The organism is Shewanella sp. GD04112 (assembly GCF_029835735.1).
Classification (GTDB): domain Bacteria; phylum Pseudomonadota; class Gammaproteobacteria; order Enterobacterales; family Shewanellaceae; genus Shewanella.
Genome location: NZ_JAOEAL010000001.1, coordinates 4290761 through 4310869, shown reverse-complemented (window position 1 = coordinate 4310869; position 20109 = coordinate 4290761). Strand labels below are relative to the sequence as shown.

At 48.8% G+C, this 20109-nt stretch carries 17 protein-coding genes; all 17 read left to right on the top strand.

Features of this window, described 5'->3' with window-relative positions:
• Position 1 precedes the first annotated feature (1 nt).
• The 17 genes from N7386_RS18905 (at position 2) to N7386_RS18825 (ending at position 20091) form a co-directional block, all read left to right on the top strand.
• Positions 2 to 1222, top strand: a complete 1221-nt coding sequence (locus N7386_RS18905) for a type II secretion system F family protein (RefSeq protein WP_089066852.1) — start codon at positions 2 to 4, stop codon at positions 1220 to 1222.
• A 38-nt stretch (positions 1223 to 1260) separates the two neighbouring features.
• Positions 1261 to 1755, top strand: coding sequence for an MSHA biogenesis protein MshF (locus N7386_RS18900; protein WP_089066853.1), 495 nt, complete (start codon positions 1261 to 1263; stop codon positions 1753 to 1755).
• 76 nt (positions 1756 to 1831) lie between these two features.
• Positions 1832 to 2449 (top strand): prepilin-type N-terminal cleavage/methylation domain-containing protein, encoded by a 618-nt coding sequence (locus tag N7386_RS18895; protein ID WP_279770342.1) that lies wholly within the window; start codon positions 1832 to 1834, stop codon positions 2447 to 2449.
• A 52-nt stretch (positions 2450 to 2501) separates the two neighbouring features.
• Positions 2502 to 3011: a type II secretion system protein gene (locus N7386_RS18890; RefSeq protein WP_279770341.1), complete on the top strand. Its 510-nt coding sequence runs from the start codon at positions 2502 to 2504 to the stop codon at positions 3009 to 3011.
• 13 nt (positions 3012 to 3024) lie between these two features.
• Entirely contained in the window at positions 3025 to 3534 is a 510-nt protein-coding gene (locus tag N7386_RS18885) for a prepilin-type N-terminal cleavage/methylation domain-containing protein (RefSeq protein WP_279770339.1), read from the top strand.
• 194 nt (positions 3535 to 3728) lie between these two features.
• Positions 3729 to 4217: a prepilin-type N-terminal cleavage/methylation domain-containing protein gene (locus tag N7386_RS18880; RefSeq protein WP_279770337.1), complete on the top strand. Its 489-nt coding sequence runs from the start codon at positions 3729 to 3731 to the stop codon at positions 4215 to 4217.
• Entirely contained in the window at positions 4207 to 4782 is a 576-nt protein-coding gene (locus N7386_RS18875) for a type II secretion system protein (protein WP_279770335.1), read from the top strand. Before N7386_RS18880 ends, N7386_RS18875 begins: the two co-directional genes overlap by 11 nt.
• Positions 4782 to 5630 carry a type II secretion system protein gene (locus N7386_RS18870; protein ID WP_279770333.1) on the top strand — a complete coding sequence of 283 codons (849 nt, stop codon included), beginning with the start codon at positions 4782 to 4784 and terminating at the stop codon, positions 5628 to 5630. Before N7386_RS18875 ends, N7386_RS18870 begins: the two co-directional genes overlap by 1 nt.
• Positions 5620 to 6078: an MSHA biogenesis protein MshP gene (locus N7386_RS18865; RefSeq protein WP_279770332.1), complete on the top strand. Its 459-nt coding sequence runs from the start codon at positions 5620 to 5622 to the stop codon at positions 6076 to 6078. The genes N7386_RS18870 and N7386_RS18865 overlap by 11 nt, the downstream gene beginning before the upstream one ends.
• Before the next feature lie 10 nt (positions 6079 to 6088).
• Positions 6089 to 9850 (top strand): DUF6701 domain-containing protein, encoded by a 3762-nt coding sequence (locus tag N7386_RS18860; RefSeq protein ID WP_279770330.1) that lies wholly within the window; start codon positions 6089 to 6091, stop codon positions 9848 to 9850.
• Positions 9851 to 10191: 341 nt separating this feature from the next.
• On the top strand, positions 10192 to 11241 hold the full coding sequence (locus N7386_RS18855; protein ID WP_011624203.1) for a rod shape-determining protein: 1050 nt from the start codon (positions 10192 to 10194) through the stop codon (positions 11239 to 11241).
• 44 nt (positions 11242 to 11285) lie between these two features.
• Positions 11286 to 12347 (top strand): rod shape-determining protein MreC, encoded by a 1062-nt coding sequence (gene mreC, locus N7386_RS18850; protein WP_279770328.1) that lies wholly within the window; start codon positions 11286 to 11288, stop codon positions 12345 to 12347.
• Entirely contained in the window at positions 12347 to 12835 is a 489-nt protein-coding gene (mreD, locus tag N7386_RS18845; protein ID WP_011625002.1) for a rod shape-determining protein MreD, read from the top strand. Before mreC ends, mreD begins: the two co-directional genes overlap by 1 nt.
• A gap of 2 nt (positions 12836 to 12837) precedes the next feature.
• The gene (locus tag N7386_RS18840; protein ID WP_279770326.1) at positions 12838 to 13422 is read left to right on the top strand and encodes a Maf family protein; all 585 of its coding nucleotides are present in this window, start codon (positions 12838 to 12840) and stop codon (positions 13420 to 13422) included.
• A 177-nt stretch (positions 13423 to 13599) separates the two neighbouring features.
• Complete coding sequence (rng, locus tag N7386_RS18835; protein ID WP_279771070.1) at positions 13600 to 15066, top strand: ribonuclease G; 1467 nt, start codon at positions 13600 to 13602, stop codon at positions 15064 to 15066.
• Complete coding sequence (locus N7386_RS18830) at positions 15066 to 19319, top strand: YhdP family protein (RefSeq protein ID WP_279770324.1); 4254 nt, start codon at positions 15066 to 15068, stop codon at positions 19317 to 19319. Before rng ends, N7386_RS18830 begins: the two co-directional genes overlap by 1 nt.
• On the top strand, positions 19243 to 20091 hold the full coding sequence (locus tag N7386_RS18825; protein ID WP_208660229.1) for a carbon-nitrogen hydrolase family protein: 849 nt from the start codon (positions 19243 to 19245) through the stop codon (positions 20089 to 20091). Before N7386_RS18830 ends, N7386_RS18825 begins: the two co-directional genes overlap by 77 nt.
• The last annotated feature ends 18 nt before the right edge of the window (positions 20092 to 20109 follow it).

The window sequence follows — 20109 nt, the reverse complement described above, 5'->3', positions numbered from 1 at the left end:
TATGCCGGTTTATCAATACCGTGGACGCAGTGGACAAGGTCAGGCCGTAACGGGTCAGCTCGATGCTGCCTCCGAGGGCGCTGCGGCCGATATGCTGTTAGCCCGCGGCATTATCCCGTTAGAAGTCAAAGTCGCTAAAGAAGCTAAGTCCTTTACCTTGGCGCAGTTGTTTAAGCGCAAAGTCGGCTTGGATGAACTGCAAATCTTTACCCGGCAAATGTACTCGTTAACGCGCTCGGGGATCCCTATCCTGCGCGCCATTGCAGGCTTATCCGAAACCGCCCACTCCCAACGAATGAAAGATGCGCTGAATGATATTTCAGAGCAGTTAACTGCGGGGCGCCCACTGTCATCGGCTATGAACCAACATCCGGATGTGTTTGATTCTCTGTTTGTTTCTATGGTGCATGTGGGTGAAAACACCGGTAAGTTAGAGGACGCTTTTATTCAGCTCTCGGGCTATATCGAGCGTGAGCAGGAAACTCGTCGCCGAATTAAAGCCGCGATGCGATATCCCATATTTGTATTGATTGCTATCGCGCTGGCCATGGTGATTTTAAATATCATGGTGATCCCGAAATTCGCCGAGATGTTTGCCCGTTTCGGTGCCGACTTGCCTTGGGCGACTAAGGTGTTAATCGGCACATCAAACCTGTTTGTAAACTACTGGCCCCTGATGCTGATTATACTGCTTGGAACCATTATTGGGATCCGTTACTGGCACCATACGGAAAAAGGCGAGAAACAATGGGACCAATGGAAGTTACACATTCCCGCCGTGGGCTCGATTATTGAGCGCTCGACCCTCTCCCGTTATTGTCGCAGCTTTTCGATGATGTTGAGTGCGGGTGTGCCGATGACGCAGGCGCTCAGTTTGGTGGCCGATGCGGTGGATAATGCGTATATGCACGACAAAATTGTCGGGATGCGCCGTGGTATTGAGTCTGGCGAATCTATGCTGAGGGTTTCCAACCAGAGTAAATTGTTTACGCCACTGGTGTTGCAAATGGTCGCGGTAGGCGAAGAAACCGGACAGATTGACCAACTATTAAATGATGCCGCCGATTTTTACGAAGGTGAGGTCGACTACGATCTTAAAAATCTCACCGCTAAGTTAGAACCGATTCTGATCGGAATTGTGGCTGCGATTGTATTGGTGCTGGCGCTGGGTATTTACCTGCCGATGTGGGACATGCTCAACGTAGTCAAAGGCGGGAAATAATGCCGAATCGAGAATTTAACTCAATTAGGATCAAATAGATGCAGAGCCAACAGAAGGCCGAAAGCGATCTATTACGTGTGTATGGGCGGCTCGTTAGCCTGACCTTGATCTTGATTATTCTCGCTGTGATTGGATTTAAATATTTTGCGACTATGCCACAACTGGCCGCCCGCAATGTGGAGTTAGAGCATACGCGCTTCTTAAACGTGTTGGCTATGGTGCGTTCTCAATGGTTGTCCCTTGGCAAACCGCCGCAAATGCGACTAGATTGGGAAGTGTTTAGCGAACAAAGCACAAATAATGAACAAACCTTTGTGATGATGAATGCGCAGGGTTGGCCACAACCTAGCCAGTTGGATGACCAAGCGTGTCAGCGATTGTGGCAACAATTAATGGGGCAGGAGCAGGGGGACGAATCCCTTATCGGCTCGTATTTTGCTAAGGATAATAGCTGCCGTTACCGCGCGCAAAATGGGGACAGTATCGGCTATCAGCTCAACTCTGGCAGGGTCATTTTTTTGACGTTTCCGTAAAATATTGTTAAGTAACGGGCTTTTTTAAACTGATTTAGCTGTTAGAATGGACTTTCATCAAGATAGGGAGAGACGAATGAAGACTAAGCAAGATGGTTTTTCATTGATTGAACTGGTCATTGTGATCGTAATTTTGGGTCTGTTGGCCGCAACCGCGATCCCTCGTTTTTTAAATGTCACCGATGATGCTGAAGATGCCAGTGTGGACGGAGTCGCGGGTGGTTTATCCACCGCAGTGAGTTTTGTGCGTTCACAATGGGAAGTCGATGGTCGCCAAAATAGCAGTGTGATCTTAGACGGTACCTCAGTGTCCCTCGACCCGCGTTTTGGTTATCCAACGGGCACCTCTGGTACCGATGCAACGGCGATGACCGATGCAAGCTGCCAGCAGGTATTTAATACTGTGTTGCAAAGTGCACCGCGTAACGTGCTTTATTCGCAGGATGCGCGCAATCAACGTTATACAGTGCGCGTTATCGATGGTGCGGGCGGAAGCTCAAATGCGATTAATGGCACATCCGTAAGCGGTTTAGACCTGTGTGTATATCACCAAGTGGCTTCACTGGTGCTAAACCAAACCACAGGTGTACCGACGCCAGCGCCAGATTTATCCACTACGGGCGCTAAAGGGGTGGTGTATAACCCAGGTACGGGCAAAGTATTAAGTTTCACTCAAACACCATTTACGCCTTAATTATTTAAGCGTGAATTTTACGTATTTAGAATTGTTATTACATAGGTAGTTAATGATGAAAAGACAACAAGGTTTTACCCTAATTGAGTTAGTCGTAGTTATTATTATTTTAGGTATTCTTGCTGTCACAGCAGCGCCTAAGTTTATTAATCTTCAATCTGATGCATACGCATCTACTTTGAATGGTGTCAAAGCGTCTTTGCAAGGTGCTAATTCGCTTGTTTATTCTAAGGCGGCGATTCAGGGGGTTGAGAGTAAGGATGAATCTAGCATTATCATCGATGATAAGGGTAATTCTGATGCGACTGACGATGTTAAAGTTAACGGTGTTTATGGGTATCTGAAGCAAGCAGCAGCTGATATGGTGTTAGTCCTTGATTTAGATACTACTAACGAGTGGGCTATTGTTGATGCGCCAACTGTCACAACGACACTTACATCGCCTGTGATTATTCATCCTAAAAAGTTGACACCTTCAGATACGGCAAAATGTTGGGTTGAATACAAACAGGCAGATTCTAGTAATCCTCCTAAATATCATGTTGAGTCATCTGGTTGTTAAGTAAGGGTTTTAAATGAAAAAGCAAAGTGGTTTTACCTTAATCGAATTAGTGGTCGTAATTATTATCCTAGGCATTTTGGCTGTTACTGCAGCGCCTAAATTTATCAATCTACAATCGGATGCTCGTGCTTCAACAGTGAAAGGATTAGAGGCAGCTATTAAAGGTGCTGATACCTTAATTAACTCAAAATCGTTAATTGCGGGCAATAATACCGTAGCAGGGGCTGAAACTGATGGCCCAACTGTAACTGTTGAAACTGGTAAAACAGTTTTGATTAACTATGGCCATGCAACGCCTGTATGGACAGGCTCTCTTGAGAACGCATTAGATATTAATGCTGCTGATAGTGGTACAACAACTGAGTGGTTATATGAGTTAGCTACTGACAGCATTTATTTCTATCCTCAAGGACAAACTGTTCCTGATGGGACGGCTACTGGTGGTCAATGTTATGTTCAATATGTGAATAATCTAGATGCATACGGTCCTATCACTGTTAATACTGTTGTATCTGGTTGCTAGATATATTTCCATTAAAAGGCCTGCCTAGCAGGCCTTTTTTTTAGGTCAGCAATCAATCGGAGTGTTGGCTGTAATAAAATGAATTTGCTAATTATTTCTTTTGTTTAGGCGAAATATTTGCCTTAAGAACCAAGTTGGCAGAAACTGAACCTAGAACCTAGAACCTAGAACCTAGAATCACGGCAAAGCGGACAATGCGTAGATTTTCCAGCGGCAGACAGTTTGGGTTTACCTTAGTCGAACTCGTGACCACTATTATCCTGATTGGGATACTATCGGTGACGGTATTGCCGCGCTTATTTAGCCAGTCATCCTACAGCGCCTTTAGCCTGCGCAATGAATTTATGGCCGAGCTGCGCCAGGTTCAGCAAAAAGCCTTGAATAATACCGATAGATGTTACCGCGTTGTCGTGTCGGCGACGGGTTATCAAGTGAGTCAGTTTGCCAGTCGAAATACCACTGGTTGTACGGGCTCGCCATTGTCTCCTAACCCTTTATCCAGCCAAGCTTTTCAGGGGGGCGCGCAGTTAGTGCTTATCAGTAACAATGCTAAGAGCTTTTACCTTGATTTTGATATCAATGGTCGAGCATCGCTTGCGTGTAATGGGCCATGTATCAATGTGATTGCCAATGATACTGTGGCGATTAATATCTCCAGCGAGGGCTATATTTATGCGAATTAATCCTCGGCTGTTTTCGATAAGCACATATCTAAAAGCATCCTCAAAAGCTAAACAACAGGGGTTTACCTTAATCGAATTAGTGGTTGGCATGTTAGTCATTGCCATTGCTATCGTGATGCTCAGTAGCATGTTATTTCCGCAGGCGGATCGCGCTGCCAAGACCTTGCATCGAGTCAAGAGTGCCGAACTTGCCCACTCGGTGATGAATGAGATTTGGGGTAAGCGTTATGATCAAAATACCAATGCCAATGGCGGTGTGCCTGCTTGCGGGAGTCCATTAGGGGCACCTTGCTCAAGTGTGACCAATTTAGGGCCATCGGAGTGGGAATGGCCGGATGAGGGCGAAGGGCGTAACGATTTTAACGATGTGGATGACTATCACGGCTTAACTCAAAACGCCACTATGCTCAATTCCAGCCAAACTTATGCAGAGGTGTATCCGAACTATCAATTAAGTGTCTCTGTCGCCTATGGTTCTGCACCCAATACCAAGTTAGTGACCATTAATGTGACTACCCCAGATAACGAAGTGATCACTTACAATCTGGTGAGGAGCAATTACTAATGGGCGCTTTATCCGCAAAGCGCATAGCGCGCTCCTCACGGGGTTTTACCTTGGTCGAAATGGTCACTGTGATCCTTATCTTAGGCATTCTGGTGGTGGGTGTAAGTAGCTTTATTATTTTCGGCACGCGGATTTTTGTGGAGTCAAGCTCGGTCGATCAAGTGCTAAGCCAGAGTCGTTTCGCCATCGAGCGTATGACTCGTGAGCTGCGCAGCGCCGTGCCTAACAGTGTGCGGCTCAATGGTAATGGCTTAACCTATCAGTGCGTTGAATTTGTCCCTATTGAGGCGAGTACCACCTATTTAGCTATGCCGATTGTGCCGAGTGCCGCAGCCCTAACGGGGACTGTGATTTTAGATAATGTGACCAGCAAGATTGCGGCTAACCAGTATGTGTGGGTTTATCCCTTAACCGACCGTGATGTCTATGACAGCACTAAGCTAAAACGCGCGCAGATTAACAGCATTAGCAGCGCCGCAAACCAAGTAACCTTGACCTTCACTGCCAATGCGAGATTTGCTGAGGCATCACCGCGGCAAAGGATCTATTTTGGTTCGAGCCCTGTGAGTTATTGTTTTGAAAAATCACCATCCAGCAATGAGTTAACCCTAAAGCGTTATACTGGTTATGGGTTGAATGTCAGCCAACCCACGCCTAGCAGCATGAGCGCAGGAGTGTTAATGGCGCAGAATGTGGCCAATGCATTGAACGACAGTGCCGATTTACCGCTGATATTAACGCCATCCAGTCTAGTCAATAATGCAATGGTGCATTTACAACCGCGATTTAATGTCAACGGCGAGACATTTCAATATCGACATCAAGTGCAGGTGATTAATGTCCCCTAACTTATTTAGCCTATCGCGCTCAGCATATCGTCAGTGTGCGGCTCACCGCCAAGGTGGCAGCGCCTTAATCATCGGTATTTTTGTCATTACCGTGATGTTTTTATTGGCCGCCGCCTTAATCAATATAGTGGAAGATGCCGATACCGGATTAACTCAAGAAGTGTGGGGAACTCGCGCCTTAGCGGCGGCGAACAGCGGTGCTGATGCGGCGCTGGCGCAATTATTCCCATTAAATGCCCCCGCTAATGCGACGGCGACATGTACCAGTGTTGCAAGCTCTTGGACGCCACCCAATGTGGTGGGGTTTCATGCCTGTAGCGTGAATTTAAGTTGTGCATCCTATTCCGTCGGTACTGTCACTCAGTTTCGGATTAATAGCAAAGCGGTATGTGAGAGTGGGGATACCCGAGTGAGCCGCCAAGTAGAGGTAGAAGCCCGTGGCAACTAAGCTATCAAAAATGATATTTAACAAAATAATAGCCAAATTCCCATTAATTCTTTTGCCCATAATCATGGCATTCACATCCCATCTGGTGAAAGCTGATTGGACTACAACCTTTATAGAAGGTGTAAACAATTACAGTAGAAATGGTTCAATTACCTTCAATAGCTCTTATTTATATAATGCACCTGATAATGCGCTCATTTGGTATAGCTATTTACCAACATATAACTATATTCAAGGTGGATACAACCTTGATACTTTATGCTTGACGACTAATAACTCCTATCGTTGGTGCCGAGCAGGAAATTATATTGCCAGTTTACCTTCTAATCGTATTGATTTCTCTCAATGTTCGTCTTCAAGTGCTGTAAATGTCGGCCCTCCAACATGGAATAATACAAAAATTGATATCGTTGAAGGTGAATATAATCGTATTTTACTGGAGGGCGGTTCTGATAAGACAATTCGTTTTGTTAGTGAAGGTGGCATATATAAAATGAAGTCCCTTACAGCTACTTCGGGTCGGATCGAACTGGCTGCAGGGCAATATTGGATTGAAACTTTATCTATTAATGACGGTGTAACTCTGGTCTTTCCATCAACTGGTACTGTGTCATTTTTTATTAAGAATAACTATAGACATTACAACTTAAACACCATTGGCCAGGCTGAAAAATTTCTCATTTATAGCTATTCAAATTTCACTCTCAATGGAGGGGCATCTCTTAAATCCTATGTTGTTGCAGAAGGAAATGCGGTGCTAGACGGTAGTTCTTATTTGGAAGGAGCTATTACTGCAAGAAATATAAGTTTAGGTGGCAACAGTAGTATTAAATTTGATGATAATGCTGCAAAGATTGATGTTGTTCCAAATTGTAATCCTGCGCCCGTTTTAGAGTGCTTTAACGATAACTTCTCTCAGAGTGCCTTAAGTAACGACTGGGTAGTATCCCGTAGTAGTGGTACTTTTACCCCTGCTATTGTCAGTGGTCGTATGCGCTTAACCGAGGCAAAATCCAATCAATCCACGGCCTCGACCTATCAAAGATTATTCCCCGCGGCCAATAACTTAGTTGAGATCCAGTTTGATCACTATGCCTATGGCGGTAGTGGTGCCGACGGTATCGCGTTGGTGTTATCAGATGCGGCCATCACGCCCCAGCCAGGCGCTTTTGGTGGGCCTTTAGGTTATGGCTTTAAACCCGGTATCAATGGCTTTGCTGGCGGTTGGTTGGGTATCGGGATCGATGAGTTTGGTAACTTCTCCGGTGAAGGGGGCGGTGGCAGTATTGGTCAGCGTCGTCAGTCGGTTGTCGTACGTGGCTCTGGGGCAGGCACATCAGGGTATAATTATTTGCGGGGCACCTGTAATGACGGCAAAAGTAATACCAGTAGCAACTGTTTATCTCCCACGGTCGATGGCAATAATGTCTCGCCTGCCCATAGATATAAAATCACAATCGACTCGCAGGTCTCGGGCCAGTCGATGGTGAAGATTGAGCGTAATACCGGATCTGGGTTTGTCACCTTAATCCCTGCTTTTAATGCCATAGATCAACAAGGACAAGCGGCGACGCCGAGTGATTTCTTGCTGTCGCTTACAGGGTCAACTGGTGGCTCGAATAATAACCATGAAATTGATAACGTTCAAATTTGTGCCTTGAGGTCTAATCCCGTTGGCGCGCAAATCGATCATTTTGAGTTTGACCATACGGGGCAGGGATTAACTTGTAACCCCGAAACTGTGACGATTCGAGCCTGCGCCAACGCCAGTTGTAGTCAGCTTTTTACCGATCCTTTAGCGGCGACCTTGTTACCCGAATCCGCCTCCGAAGGCATATGGATTGGCGGCAATCAGGTGAGCTTTAGCAATGGCAGCACTCAGTTGCAGCTAAGACGTAACACCCCTGGCGTTGTGACCTTGGGGGTGAAAGGTTCGAGCCCGACAACCAAACCTTTAAGTAAAACTCTTTGCCGTATCGGGAATGGGGGCTTGAGTGAAAATAACTGTTCACTTACCTTCGCCGACAGTGGTTTTGTCTTCGATGTGCCCGATAAATTGGCTAATAAGCCCGTTGAGGTGCTAGTCAAAGCGGTGAAAAAATCCGATGTGACAAAGCAGTGTGTTCCAAGCTTTCAGGACCAGACCAAGATATTGAATTTCTGGAGCAGTTATCACACCCCGAGTGCGCCTATCTCGCCAAAAGCCGTCACTATCAACAATACGGCCATTGGCACTTCAAGCGCCTCGCCTACGGCGCTGAATTTGGTGTTTGATACTAACGGACAGGCAAACATTTCAGTGAATTATCCCGATGCGGGCAAATTACAACTCGATGCCCAATATATCGGCAGTGGCAACGAGCAAGGCCTGGTGATGACAGGCTCGGATCAATTTGTCAGTGTGCCTGCGGGCTTGTGCGTCAAACCCATGGATGCCAGCGCCAATTGCCCGAGTGCGGATATGAGCTGTAATGCCTACCGTAAAGCGGGGCAGAATTTTGGTTTGACGGTCCAAGCAATGGCTTGGGAGAAAGACGGCGATACGGACTTTTGTTCGGGCAACTTATCTACGCCTAATTTTAGTGACCAAGCCATGACTCTGGCCAGTAAGGTCGTGGCGCCAAACATTGCCAGCGGCGGCCATGATGGCGTATTAGGCGTGGCATCCTATAGTCATGCTATCCAAGCCAATAACCTTAATAGCATCACCAATCAGACGATTAGCGAAGTGGGGGTATTCCAAATCGCGGCGCAGGCAAGCCCTAACTATCTCGGTGTGGCCAGCAGCTTAAATATTCCGATTGGCTATTCAGCCAATATTGGCCGCTTTGTGCCCGATAGATTTTTAGTGGGCGATATTTCCGTCTTACCCGCCTGCGGCAGTTTTAGCTATATGGATCAACCCTTCCCAATGTCGATGAGTCTCAAAGCCTTAAATATCGGCGGCGCGGTGACGCAGAACTATTTCCCACCATTCTCCCTTGCGACCGCCAAATTGGTGGGAGAGAACAATAACAATGGTATCGATTTACAGAGTCGCTTAAGTGCCTTGCCCGTCAACGCGGCGAGTTGGGTTCAAGGTGTAGCGACGGTCGATGGCGCTTACCGCGCTAACTTGAGCCGAGTGACCCCGAATGTGGCGACGAATCTGTATCAAGACGGTCCCTTCGAGCTGCTCGATATTGGCGTGCAGTTGATGGATAACGATCCTCGGCCAAATGGACTTTACAGCTATGTGGCCTCGCCTGATATGGATGCGGCAACGACGGGCAATTGTACCAACTGCAATGCCAAGAAAATCACCACGCAGATCTTACGCCATGGCCGGGTGGTGATGGACAATACCTATGGCCCCGAGACTGAAATCCTGAGGATGCCGACCCGAGCCGAATATTGGAATGGGGCTAATTGGGTATTAAATGGCGATGATAGCTGTACCATTGCTACCTATGGCCTAGGGTCGCAGGTGGATAATGCAGCCCTTGGCTATAACTTTGACCCCGATTTGACCACAGGACAAAGCATTAATCGCTCGGGCGCTTCATCGGCTTTTCAAGCGGGGCAATTTGATTTGCTGTGGCGAGCAGTGACCTCCAGCGGCAACTTATATCGCGGCCAAGTCACCGCGCCTTTAGATGTACCAACCTGGTTAGAATGGTATTGGAACTGGAATGGGGTCTCCCCAACCAGCTTATCCGATCCCCGTGCGAGTGCATTTTTTGGTCGTTACCGTGGTCATGACAGAATCATCTACTGGCGAGAGGTCAATTAAAGCGGTTTTCAGTTCGTTTTTGCTGAATTGGTTTTCTGCTTTGGTGATAGATCATGGCGCGATGGTTTTAGGGCGACGTTGCAAAGTGTGATACAGGGTAAAAATGCAAGAAACAGGTTTTACTAATGTTGCGAACTTGTATTGAGAGTGGTTTTTAACTGTTGGATTTTTCACCAATAAAGCGCTTTTTTCGATTAAATAGTGTTTTTGAGCGGCACATTTGAAAAAAAATCACTCCATTAGCGATTGTTAACCTCAACGGTCTTGTGGAATCAGGGTGGCATTGATAAAGTTAGCTGATTTTTCTTTTCTTCTGACTCCACAGAATACAGGCTAGTTACATGTTCAAGAAGCTGCGTGGCATTTTTTCTAATGATCTATCGATCGATTTGGGTACAGCTAACACCTTAATTTATGTTCGTGACGAAGGCATAGTCCTCAATGAGCCTTCTGTTGTTGCTATACGTGGTGAGCGTAGTAGTTCTGGTCAGAAATCTGTTGCCGCTGTCGGTACAGAAGCCAAACAAATGTTAGGCCGTACCCCAGGCAATATCCAAGCAATCCGTCCGATGAAAGACGGGGTGATTGCCGACTTTTATGTGACAGAGAAAATGTTGCAGCACTTTATCAAACAAGTGCATAACAACAGCTTTTTTCGTCCTAGCCCACGCGTTTTAGTCTGTGTACCGGTTGGCGCAACGCAAGTTGAACGCCGCGCAATTCGTGAGTCAGCCATGGGCGCAGGTGCCCGTGAAGTCTATTTGATTGAAGAGCCAATGGCCGCAGCAATTGGTGCGGGTTTACCTGTATCTGAAGCTACCGGTTCTATGGTTGTGGATATCGGTGGTGGTACCACTGAAGTCGCAATTATCTCCTTGAACGGTGTGGTGTATTCCTCTTCTGTACGCATTGGTGGTGACAAGTTTGATGATGCCATCATCAACTATGTACGTCGTAACTACGGCAGCTTGATTGGTGAAGCAACGGCTGAGCGCATCAAGCACACTATCGGTACTGCTTACCCAGGCGATGAAGTATTAGAGATTGAAGTCCGTGGTCGTAACTTGGCCGAAGGTGTACCTCGTAGCTTCACGCTGAACAGCAACGAAATTTTAGAAGCACTGCAAGAGCCATTGTCTGGCATTGTGAGTGCCGTCATGGTGGCATTAGAGCAATCGCCACCGGAATTAGCGTCTGATATCTCTGAGCGCGGCATGGTATTAACTGGTGGTGGTGCCTTACTGCGTGATTTAGACCGTTTATTGATGCAAGAAACTGGAATTCCAGTCATGGTGGCGGACGATCCTCTGACCTGCGTTGCGCGTGGTGGTGGTAAAGCCCTCGAAATGATTGATATGCACGGCGGCGATCTGTTCTCCGAAGAAACCTAATCTAACTTCGGTATGGGGCGGCTAATCACCGCCTTAGCTTTCCTATGAAGCCTATTTTTGTTCGTGGTATTTCGAACCAGTTCCGTTTAACACTGGCAATTATCCTGTCGGTGATTTTGCTTGCCGCAAATCACCGTCTCGAGCCTGCCCGTGAATCCCTTTCAACTGCTTTAAGCCCCATCCAATACCTTGCGAGTGTGCCCAGTGCGATCCTCGATTGGTCATCGGAGAGTTTTGCTACCCGCAATATGTTGGCGTTGCAAAATAAAGAGCTGTTAAGGCAACAATTATTAATGAGTGAGCGTCTGCAGCGCTTCGAACATCTGCGTCAAGAAAACGAGCGTTTACGCGCTCTGTTGGGGTCGCCTGCCTATCAGGACTCCCGCAAGATGGTGGCCGAAGTGATGGAGGTGGCCAGCGATCCTTCCCATCATTATGTGGTACTCAATCACGGCTCGCGAAGTGGAGTGTTTGTCGGTCAACCCGTAGTTGATGCCCAGGGCGTCGTCGGCCAGGTTGTACAGGTCAGTGAGATGACCAGCCGCGTGCTCTTGCTCTCCGATGTTTCCCACGGTTTACCCGTGCGAATTACCCGTAACGATGTGCGTTTAGTGGCTAACGGTACCGGTGAGCTCGATGAGATTGAACTGCGCCATGTGGCCAAGAGTACCGATATTCGCGTCGGAGACTTATTAGTCACATCAGGCCTTGGTAATCGCTTCCCCGAAGGTTATCCAGTGGCGCGGGTCATGGAAGTCTTAACCGAAGATGGACAGAGTTATGCGCGTGTCACGGCTCAGCCATTAGCGGCGCTCGATAGGATTCGTTATCTGCTGTTGATTTGGCCATCCCCTGATTCTGGCGTGACTTTGCCGAATCAAATCCCTGTGCCAGCTGCGGATCATCCGGCAGAAGACGCTAAGCCCGATGCGGGCAATGGCAATGCGAATCCTCAAGGTGCGGCTACTAATGCGAGCGCGCCTAGCAGTGCAGCACCTAATACCACAGCACCTAATACGACAGTGCCTAATACTGGTGCATTGCCAAGCAATGCTAATGGTGCATCGAATGCTGCCACCACTCAACCGCCAGCCGAGGTGCACTAATGAGTTTACAAGCTGCTAATGGCAGACTCGTGGTATGGCTGACCCTCTTTGTCGGGCTCCTGAGCCAGATTATGCCGCTGCCTTCGATTGTCGAAGCCTGGCGTCCCGATTGGCTATTGATGATCTTAATTTATTGGTCAATTGCGCTGCCCCACAGATATAACATTCTCACGGCTTGGCTGATGGGATTAGCCCTCGATATTCTGCTCGGCGCCACCTTAGGCGTGCGCTCGCTGGCCATGTCGCTGGTGATTTATATTGCGATTTTGCATTGCCAGCGTTTACGTAACTTCCCTAAGTGGCAACAGTCGCTGGTGGTGATGGTGCTGATCGTTATCTATCACCTAATCATTTACTGGGTCGAGTTTGTGATGGATGGCGCTAAGTTCCATACGGATCTGTTTTTACCCGCACTATCGGGGCTGGCATTCTGGCCATGGATTTTTTGGATTTTACGTCGTGTTCGACGTCATTATAAGGTTCGTTAGTCGTGAATTTAGTCTTAGCCTCAACCTCGCCGCGCCGTAAAGAGTTATTGACTCATATTGGTTTAGGCCGCGCCGAGTTTCGTTTTACCCAAGTGGCACCGGATATCGACGAAACCCCGAGGGCAGGTGAGTTACCTCGCGACTATGTACAGCGCCTCGCGGCCGAAAAAGCCCAGGCAGGGCTTGCATTATGCTCAGGCATGTCACAGCCTGCCGTATTAGGTTCTGATACTATCGTCGTGCTTGAAAACGAAATATTAGGTAAGCCTGTAGATGAAGCCGATGCCAAACGTGTGCTACGCGCACTTTCAGGTAAGGCGCACACTGTGATGACAGCTGTGGCCTTAGCAAAGGCTGACCATACCTCTGTGCGTTTAGTTGAAACTTTAGTGCGTTTTTGCGAGCTGTCGGACGCGGATATCGATGCCTACGTTGCCTCAAAAGAGCCGATGGATAAGGCGGGTAGCTATGGGATCCAAGGTTTGGGCGGTTGTTTTGTCGAATCTATTGAGGGCAGTTACTCCTGCGTTGTAGGCCTACCTTTGGTGGAAACCCGTGAGCTGTTATCCGAGGCGGGAATACGCTAATCGACAGACTGGGCTACTCGCTAACGGAAGTCATCCTCGGCCTTAGTTGAGTATCCGCAAGACAAACATCTGTGATATTGGTTTTCAGGCTTATAACATACTGAGATTAATTTAATTTCCCTAATGGGGTGAGTCGTGAATACCGGTCGCTTAAATCCGAATAAAGTTCAGCGCAAGATGGGTTCAGAATTACTGATTAACGTAACCCCATCTGAGGCTCGTGTCGCTCTGGTTGAGCATGGGGTGCTGCAAGAAGTCCATATTGAGAGGCGCATGAAGCGCGGTCTAGTGGGCAATATTTACAAAGGCAAAATCAGCCGTGTGTTGCCCGGCATGCAAGCCGCCTTTGTTGATATTGGCTTAGATAAAGCCGCGTTTTTACATGCCTCCGACATAGTTCCGCACACCGAGTGCGTGGCCGATGTGGAAAAAGGCCATTTTGTGGTCCGTGATATCGCCGAGTTGGTTCGCCAAGGGCAAGATATTATGGTGCAGGTGGTAAAAGATCCGCTCGGCACTAAAGGTGCGCGCCTGACCACTGATATCACCCTGCCTTCCCGTTATCTGGTGTTTATGCCTGGCTCAAGCCATGTTGGGGTATCCCAGCGGATTGAGCTGGAAGAAGAACGTAGTCGCCTTAAGAAAATCACTCTGCCTTTTGTCGATGAAGACGGCGGCTTTATTATCCGCACCGCCGCCGAAGGCGTGGGTGAGGATGAACTTGCCCAGGATGCGGCCTTTCTGCGCCGGGTATGGTCTAAGGTCTCCGAGCGTCGTCAGCGCCGTGGTGTGGCACTCTTGTATCAAGATCTCGCTCTACCAGTACGCATTGTGCGCGACTTTGTGGGAACCGAATTAGATAGAATTCAAGTCGATTCGCGCCGCACCTTTGCCGAGCTGCAAGCCTTCGCCCAAGAGTTTATGCCGGAAATCGCCGACAAGATTGAGCACTATTCTGGGCCTGCACCAATTTTCGATCTCTACGATGTGGAGAATGAAATCCAGCGCGCCCTAGGTCGCAAGGTCGAGCTCAAATCGGGTGGCTACCTGATTATCGATCAGACCGAGGCCATGACCACGGTCGATATCAATACCGGCGCCTTTGTCGGCCACCGTAATCTTGAAGAAACTATCTTCAACACTAACCTCGAAGCCACTCAAGCCATTGCGCGGCAACTGAGGTTGCGTAATCTCGGCGGCATCATCATTATCGACTTTATCGATATGCTGAGCGACGAGCATAAAACGCGGGTACTCAATAGCTTAAATAGCGCGCTCGCGAAAGACAGAGTCAAGACGAATGTCAGTGGCTTCTCGGGGCTAGGCTTAGTCGAAATGACCCGTAAGCGCACCCGTGAGAGCTTGGAGCACGTGCTGTGCGGCGAATGTCCTGCCTGTCAGGGCACGGGCAGCATGAAAACGGTTGAAACGGTTTCTTATGAAATCTTCCGTGAAATCATTCGCTTGAATCGAGCCTATGATGCCGATGAATTTTTGCTTTACTGCTCGCCCGCTGTATATAACAGCTTAAGTGGCGATGAAAGTCATCTGGTCGCCGAGCTTGAGGTCTACATAGGTAAACGCATTCGCCTGCAAAATGAGCCCATGTATTCCCAGCACAAATACGACGTGGTGATGATGTAGTGGCAACGCTTTTTACTACGAAAAAACTCAGCCGTTTTTGCTGGCAATTACTGGCGCTGATCTTAGTCTTGTTTGCCCTGACGGTAAGCTTGATCCGCGGCTTATTGCCTCAAGTAGACGGTGTGCGTCAGCAGTTAGTTGAGTATGTAAAAAGCGAATATCAAATTGATGTGCAGGTTGGTGAGTTATCCGCCCAGTGGCAGGCCTTTGGCCCAGCGGTGACGGTCGATAATCTGGTGATCCCACCGCAGGAAAAACTCCCCGTTACTGTGCTGGTCAAGAACGTCCAAATTAAATTGGATTTTTGGCAATCGCTGCTAACGACCAGCCCGCGCATCGAAGATGTGAATTTTGATGGCGTTCATATTGCCCTCGATATCGATAAATTGTCGGGTAATAAAGCGCAGGGCGCGACCAATCAAACGGCGCAAACCGATTGGCTGTATAAGCTACTGTTAAAGCAGCTCGAGCGTTTCTCGCTGACGGATGCCTCGGTGCAACTGTTGAGCTTGCAGCATGAATATCGACCCATCCATATTCGCCACCTTAACTGGCGCAATAGTGGCGAGCGCCACCGCGGCGCGGGGGAAATTTACCTCGATAACAATGCTTCGGTAAATGAGTCCCTCAGTTTGCAGCTCGATATTCAGGGTGATGCAACTGCGCCAGATACCCTGAAGGGACAAATCTATCTCGCGGCTCAGTCCTTAGATTTGGGCGAATGGGCATCGCGCCAACCTAATCCCTATGATCCTAGCCAAAAGTTACCCTTAGAAGGGGTGGTCAATCTTAAGGCGTGGTTTGATTTTGCCCACCGCAGTTTAAGTGCTGGACTGGTGCAGTTTGAACCTAGTTGGTTGCAGTGGTCGATGGAGGATGCACCGCAAAAGTTTGAAATCCAGTCCGGCAGTATTAGTTGGGTTCCCAAGGATACGGGCTGGGAAATCAGCAGCACCGATCTTAACTTTGTCACTAACGGCGAGCATTGGCCCGATCTTAAGCTCGCGGCCAAGCAGCAAGATGATGCCTTTTATGCCTATGTGAGCCGCTTGGATTTACCGACCTTATTTCCACTCTTACCATTATTTCCGGGTGTCGATTTAGCCGTACTTGAGCAATGGTTCCATCTCGCGCCCGAAGGCAGTGTTGGGCCGATTCGCCTCTATCAAAGCGCCAAGCAACCCTTACTCGCCAGTACGCATATCAAGCAATTGCATTGGCAGAAAGTTGAAGGCATACCTAACACCAACCCATTAGACATTAAGTTGCAGTGGCAGAATGACAGCTTAGTGTTTTCGCTACCTGAACAGACCTATACCCTCGATTTTGGCGATCAATTTTCAGCCCCTCTAGTGCTGCATGGCGCTGAGTTAACCGGTGCCTTCGATACTCAAAGGGCGACCTTATCTGTGCCTGAGGTTCTGCTCGAAAACGACGATATTGGCGTGTCTGCCGCCCTAAAACTGGATTTTAGCGCCGAAGCCAGCATGTCACTCGCCGCCAATGTGGCCGTTAAAAATGCCGCTAATGCGGATAGATACTTCCCTGTCAAAGCCATGGGCGAGGCGCTGGTGGAGTATTTGGATGGCGCTATCAAGGCGGGTCAGAGCCAAAATGCCCAGGTGTTATGGCAGGGCGCCCTAGCGCATTTTCCCTTTGAGGATAATAGCGGAGTATTCCAAGCGGCCTTTACCTTAGATAACGCCGAGTACCAATTTCAACCGGATTGGCCAGCAGTCACTGAGCTTTCCCTCGACGCCTTATTTGAAAATGCCCGCATGGATATCTGGGTTAACCAAGGCAAATTGATGAATGTGGTGGCCGATGGCGCCCATGTATTTATCCCCGAATTAGGCGAGCATTCGCTGTTAAAAATTCAGGCCGATCTTGCCACCAATGGTAGCGCCGCCACCCAAGTGCTGCAGGCATCGCCGCTCGCCGATACTGTGGGCAAGACCTTAGGCGTCGTGCAAGTGCAGGGCGCGGTGACGGGGAATTTAGATATCAGTATCCCCTTATACGAGGGTGAGGCCGAGGATATCCGTGGTCAAATAGCCTTTGATAACACCCCCGTCTTTATTGCCCAACCTGGCTTACAGCTCAAGGCCGTGACGGGCACAGTGCAGTTTGCAAATGAGATTGTTGAAGGCAAAGGCATTAAATCCCGCCTATTTGAGCAGCCCTTCGAGTTTAGTTTTGCCACTAAACCCGAGGGCAAAGACTTTGCGCTAAATGTGGATATGAAGAGCCGTTGGGATCTCAGCCGTTTGCCACAAGAGTTGCAAAATCCCTTGAGTGATTTTTACCAAGGTAAATTCGCTTGGGGCGGTAACTTGAATATGGTGTTCGACGATAAAGGTTATCAAATTCAAGCCAATGTGGGCTCGGATCTGGTTGGTGCCACCTTGAAATTACCGGGCGCCTTTGCCAAACCCGAAGATGAACCAAGGCCCTTAATGGCGGAATTTTCTGGCGATCAACAAAGGGCAACGCTAAGGGTAAAACTGGATAAACAGGCCGAGTTTATTGGCGGCTTCGAGGCCGAAAAGGGCACTCAATTTAGCTATTTTGACTTGTTATTGGGCCGACTCTTCGATGCGGCCGAGGTACCTAATACCGAGCTTGGGCATATCAAGATTGATGTGACCAGTGGCAAGCTCGCCAATTGGTTACCTGTAATTAATGCCTTTGTCGGCACAGACAACAAGCCCACTCGCACTGGTATTTTAGTCGAAGAGGCGAGCCACTCGACTTTGTTCCCCTCGGTGGTTGGGATCGATGCCAATATCGGCAAGTTTGATTTATTAGGCCAAGGACTGACAGAGCTTAGATTGAGTGCTAAGCCGAACGAACATGGCTGGCGCTTCGATGCCAAGGCCAGCGAGTTTGAAGGCTGGGTCGATTTTTATCCCAACTGGATGACCCAAGGATTAAAAGTTAACGCCAGCAAGTTTTATTTCTCCCCCGAAGTGAAACCCGAAGGGGAAGCGGATTTCGCTGCGGATCAGGTGCTCACTAATTTACCGCCGGTTGCCGTGAATGTGGATGATTTTCGCTTTTTCGACAAAGCCTTCGGGAAGCTGGTCTTGCAGGCGAGCCCGCAACCTTTGGGCTATCGCATTCAGACCCTATCGTTAACGACGCCAGAGGTGTCCTTACAGGGCAACGGCATTTGGCAGCAGCAGAATGGTCAAAACCAAACTGAATTAACGGTGAGCTTAAACGCCAGTCAGTTTAATTATTTGAGTCAGCAATTGGGCATCGACCCAGGTGTGAATGAGGCGCCTTTGAAGGTGAATGCCGAGCTTAAGTGGCAAGGTGCGCCCTATGCTTTCTCCCTCAATACCTTAAACGGCAAGGTGAAGTTTGAGCTGGGTAAGGGGCATTTATCTCAGGTGAGCGATAAGGGCGCGCGGATATTCTCCTTGTTCAGCCTCGACTCCTTAGTACGTAAGTTATCCTTAGATTTCAGTGACGTGTTCGGCCAGGGCATGTACTTCAACTCCTTTAGCGGCAATCTGCAAATCGATAATGGCGTGGTTAAAACCACGGATACCGAAATGGATGCGATTGCGGGCAATATGAAAGTGCGCGGCTATACGGACCTCACCAGCGAAAGCTTAAACTACGATATCCGTTTTGTGCCACAGCTGGCGTCGAGTGTGCCGACCGTGGTGCTGCTCAGTACCAGTGCGTGGACGCTGGGGCTTGGCGCGTTTGCGCTGACCAAAGTGCTCGAACCTGTGATTGAGGTGATTTCGGAAATCCGCTTCCGAGTCACTGGCACTATGTCCGATCCTGTGGTGGAAGAGCTCGAACGTAAGAGCAAAGAGATTGAAATCCCCGAGTCGATTCTGCCTATGGTGGGGGGCGAATTGCCTGCGCCAACCGAGGGCGCAGACCCTAAGAATGATGCGGTGCCCGTCAAGAATAGCGCTCCGACTAAGACAGACGCTACGCCGCCCGTCGAGCCTGAAAAAAACAATGAGCAGCCTGCGCCAGGTGCTGATAAACCTAAAGAGGAACCAGTAAAAGCGGTCGAGGAAGAGGCATTGCCTCAAGCGCCAACGCTCCCCAAGGTAGAACCTTTAGAGTCATCCCAAGTTGAACCCGAACAGCCTAAGCCAGTGAGCCCCAAGATGGTATTGTCGATAAACACAATTCAAGGAGATAGTCATGCGCATCAGCCTGTTGCAATGTCAGAGCAGTCGCGACGTCAGCGCGAATCTGTTGTTTATCGAATCGCAGCTTGAGGAATTAACCCGTGAGCGCCTGCAATGGGACAAAGATGCCCCGCATTTAGTGGTGTTACCAGAATGCAGCCTGCTGTTTGGTGGCCATGAGAGTCAGCAACTCGCCTATGCGGGCGACAGTCATCTTAGCCCGTTAAAATCTGCCTTAAGTGCCTTAGCCGCCCGTTACTGCGTGTATATGGTGGCGGGAACCATCCCTGCGCTGGCGGAGGATGGACGCGTCTACAGCCGTTGTTATCTGTTTGATGATAAAGGTGATACCTTAGGGCAATACGATAAGCTACATCTGTTTGATGTGGATGTCGCCGACGGCACTAAGCAATACCGCGAGAGTGAAACCTTCTGCCCCGGCAATCATATCAGCGTCATCGACACCCCTTTTGGCAAAATTGGCTTGACCATCTGTTATGATTTACGCTTTCCGGACTTATTTAGGGCGCTGCGTCTCGCGGGAGCCGAGATTATTACCGTGCCTTCGGCCTTTACTAAGGTCACGGGAGAAGCCCATTGGCAGGTGTTATTACAGGCCAGAGCCATTGAAACCCAATGCTTTATTTTGGCTGCCGCCCAATGGGGTGCCCATAACGAAGGTAGCCGCGAAACCTGGGGGCAGAGCATGGTGATAGGCCCTTGGGGCGAGGTGATTGCCGAGCAGAAGACCGGTACAGGTTGGGTGCATGCCGATATCGATGTGACCGAGGTGCACAGCATTCGCAGTAAAATGCCTGTGGCGCAACATAATCGCTTTACTGCACCGAACCTTAAGCCTTGAACAGATCAAGCCTTGAAC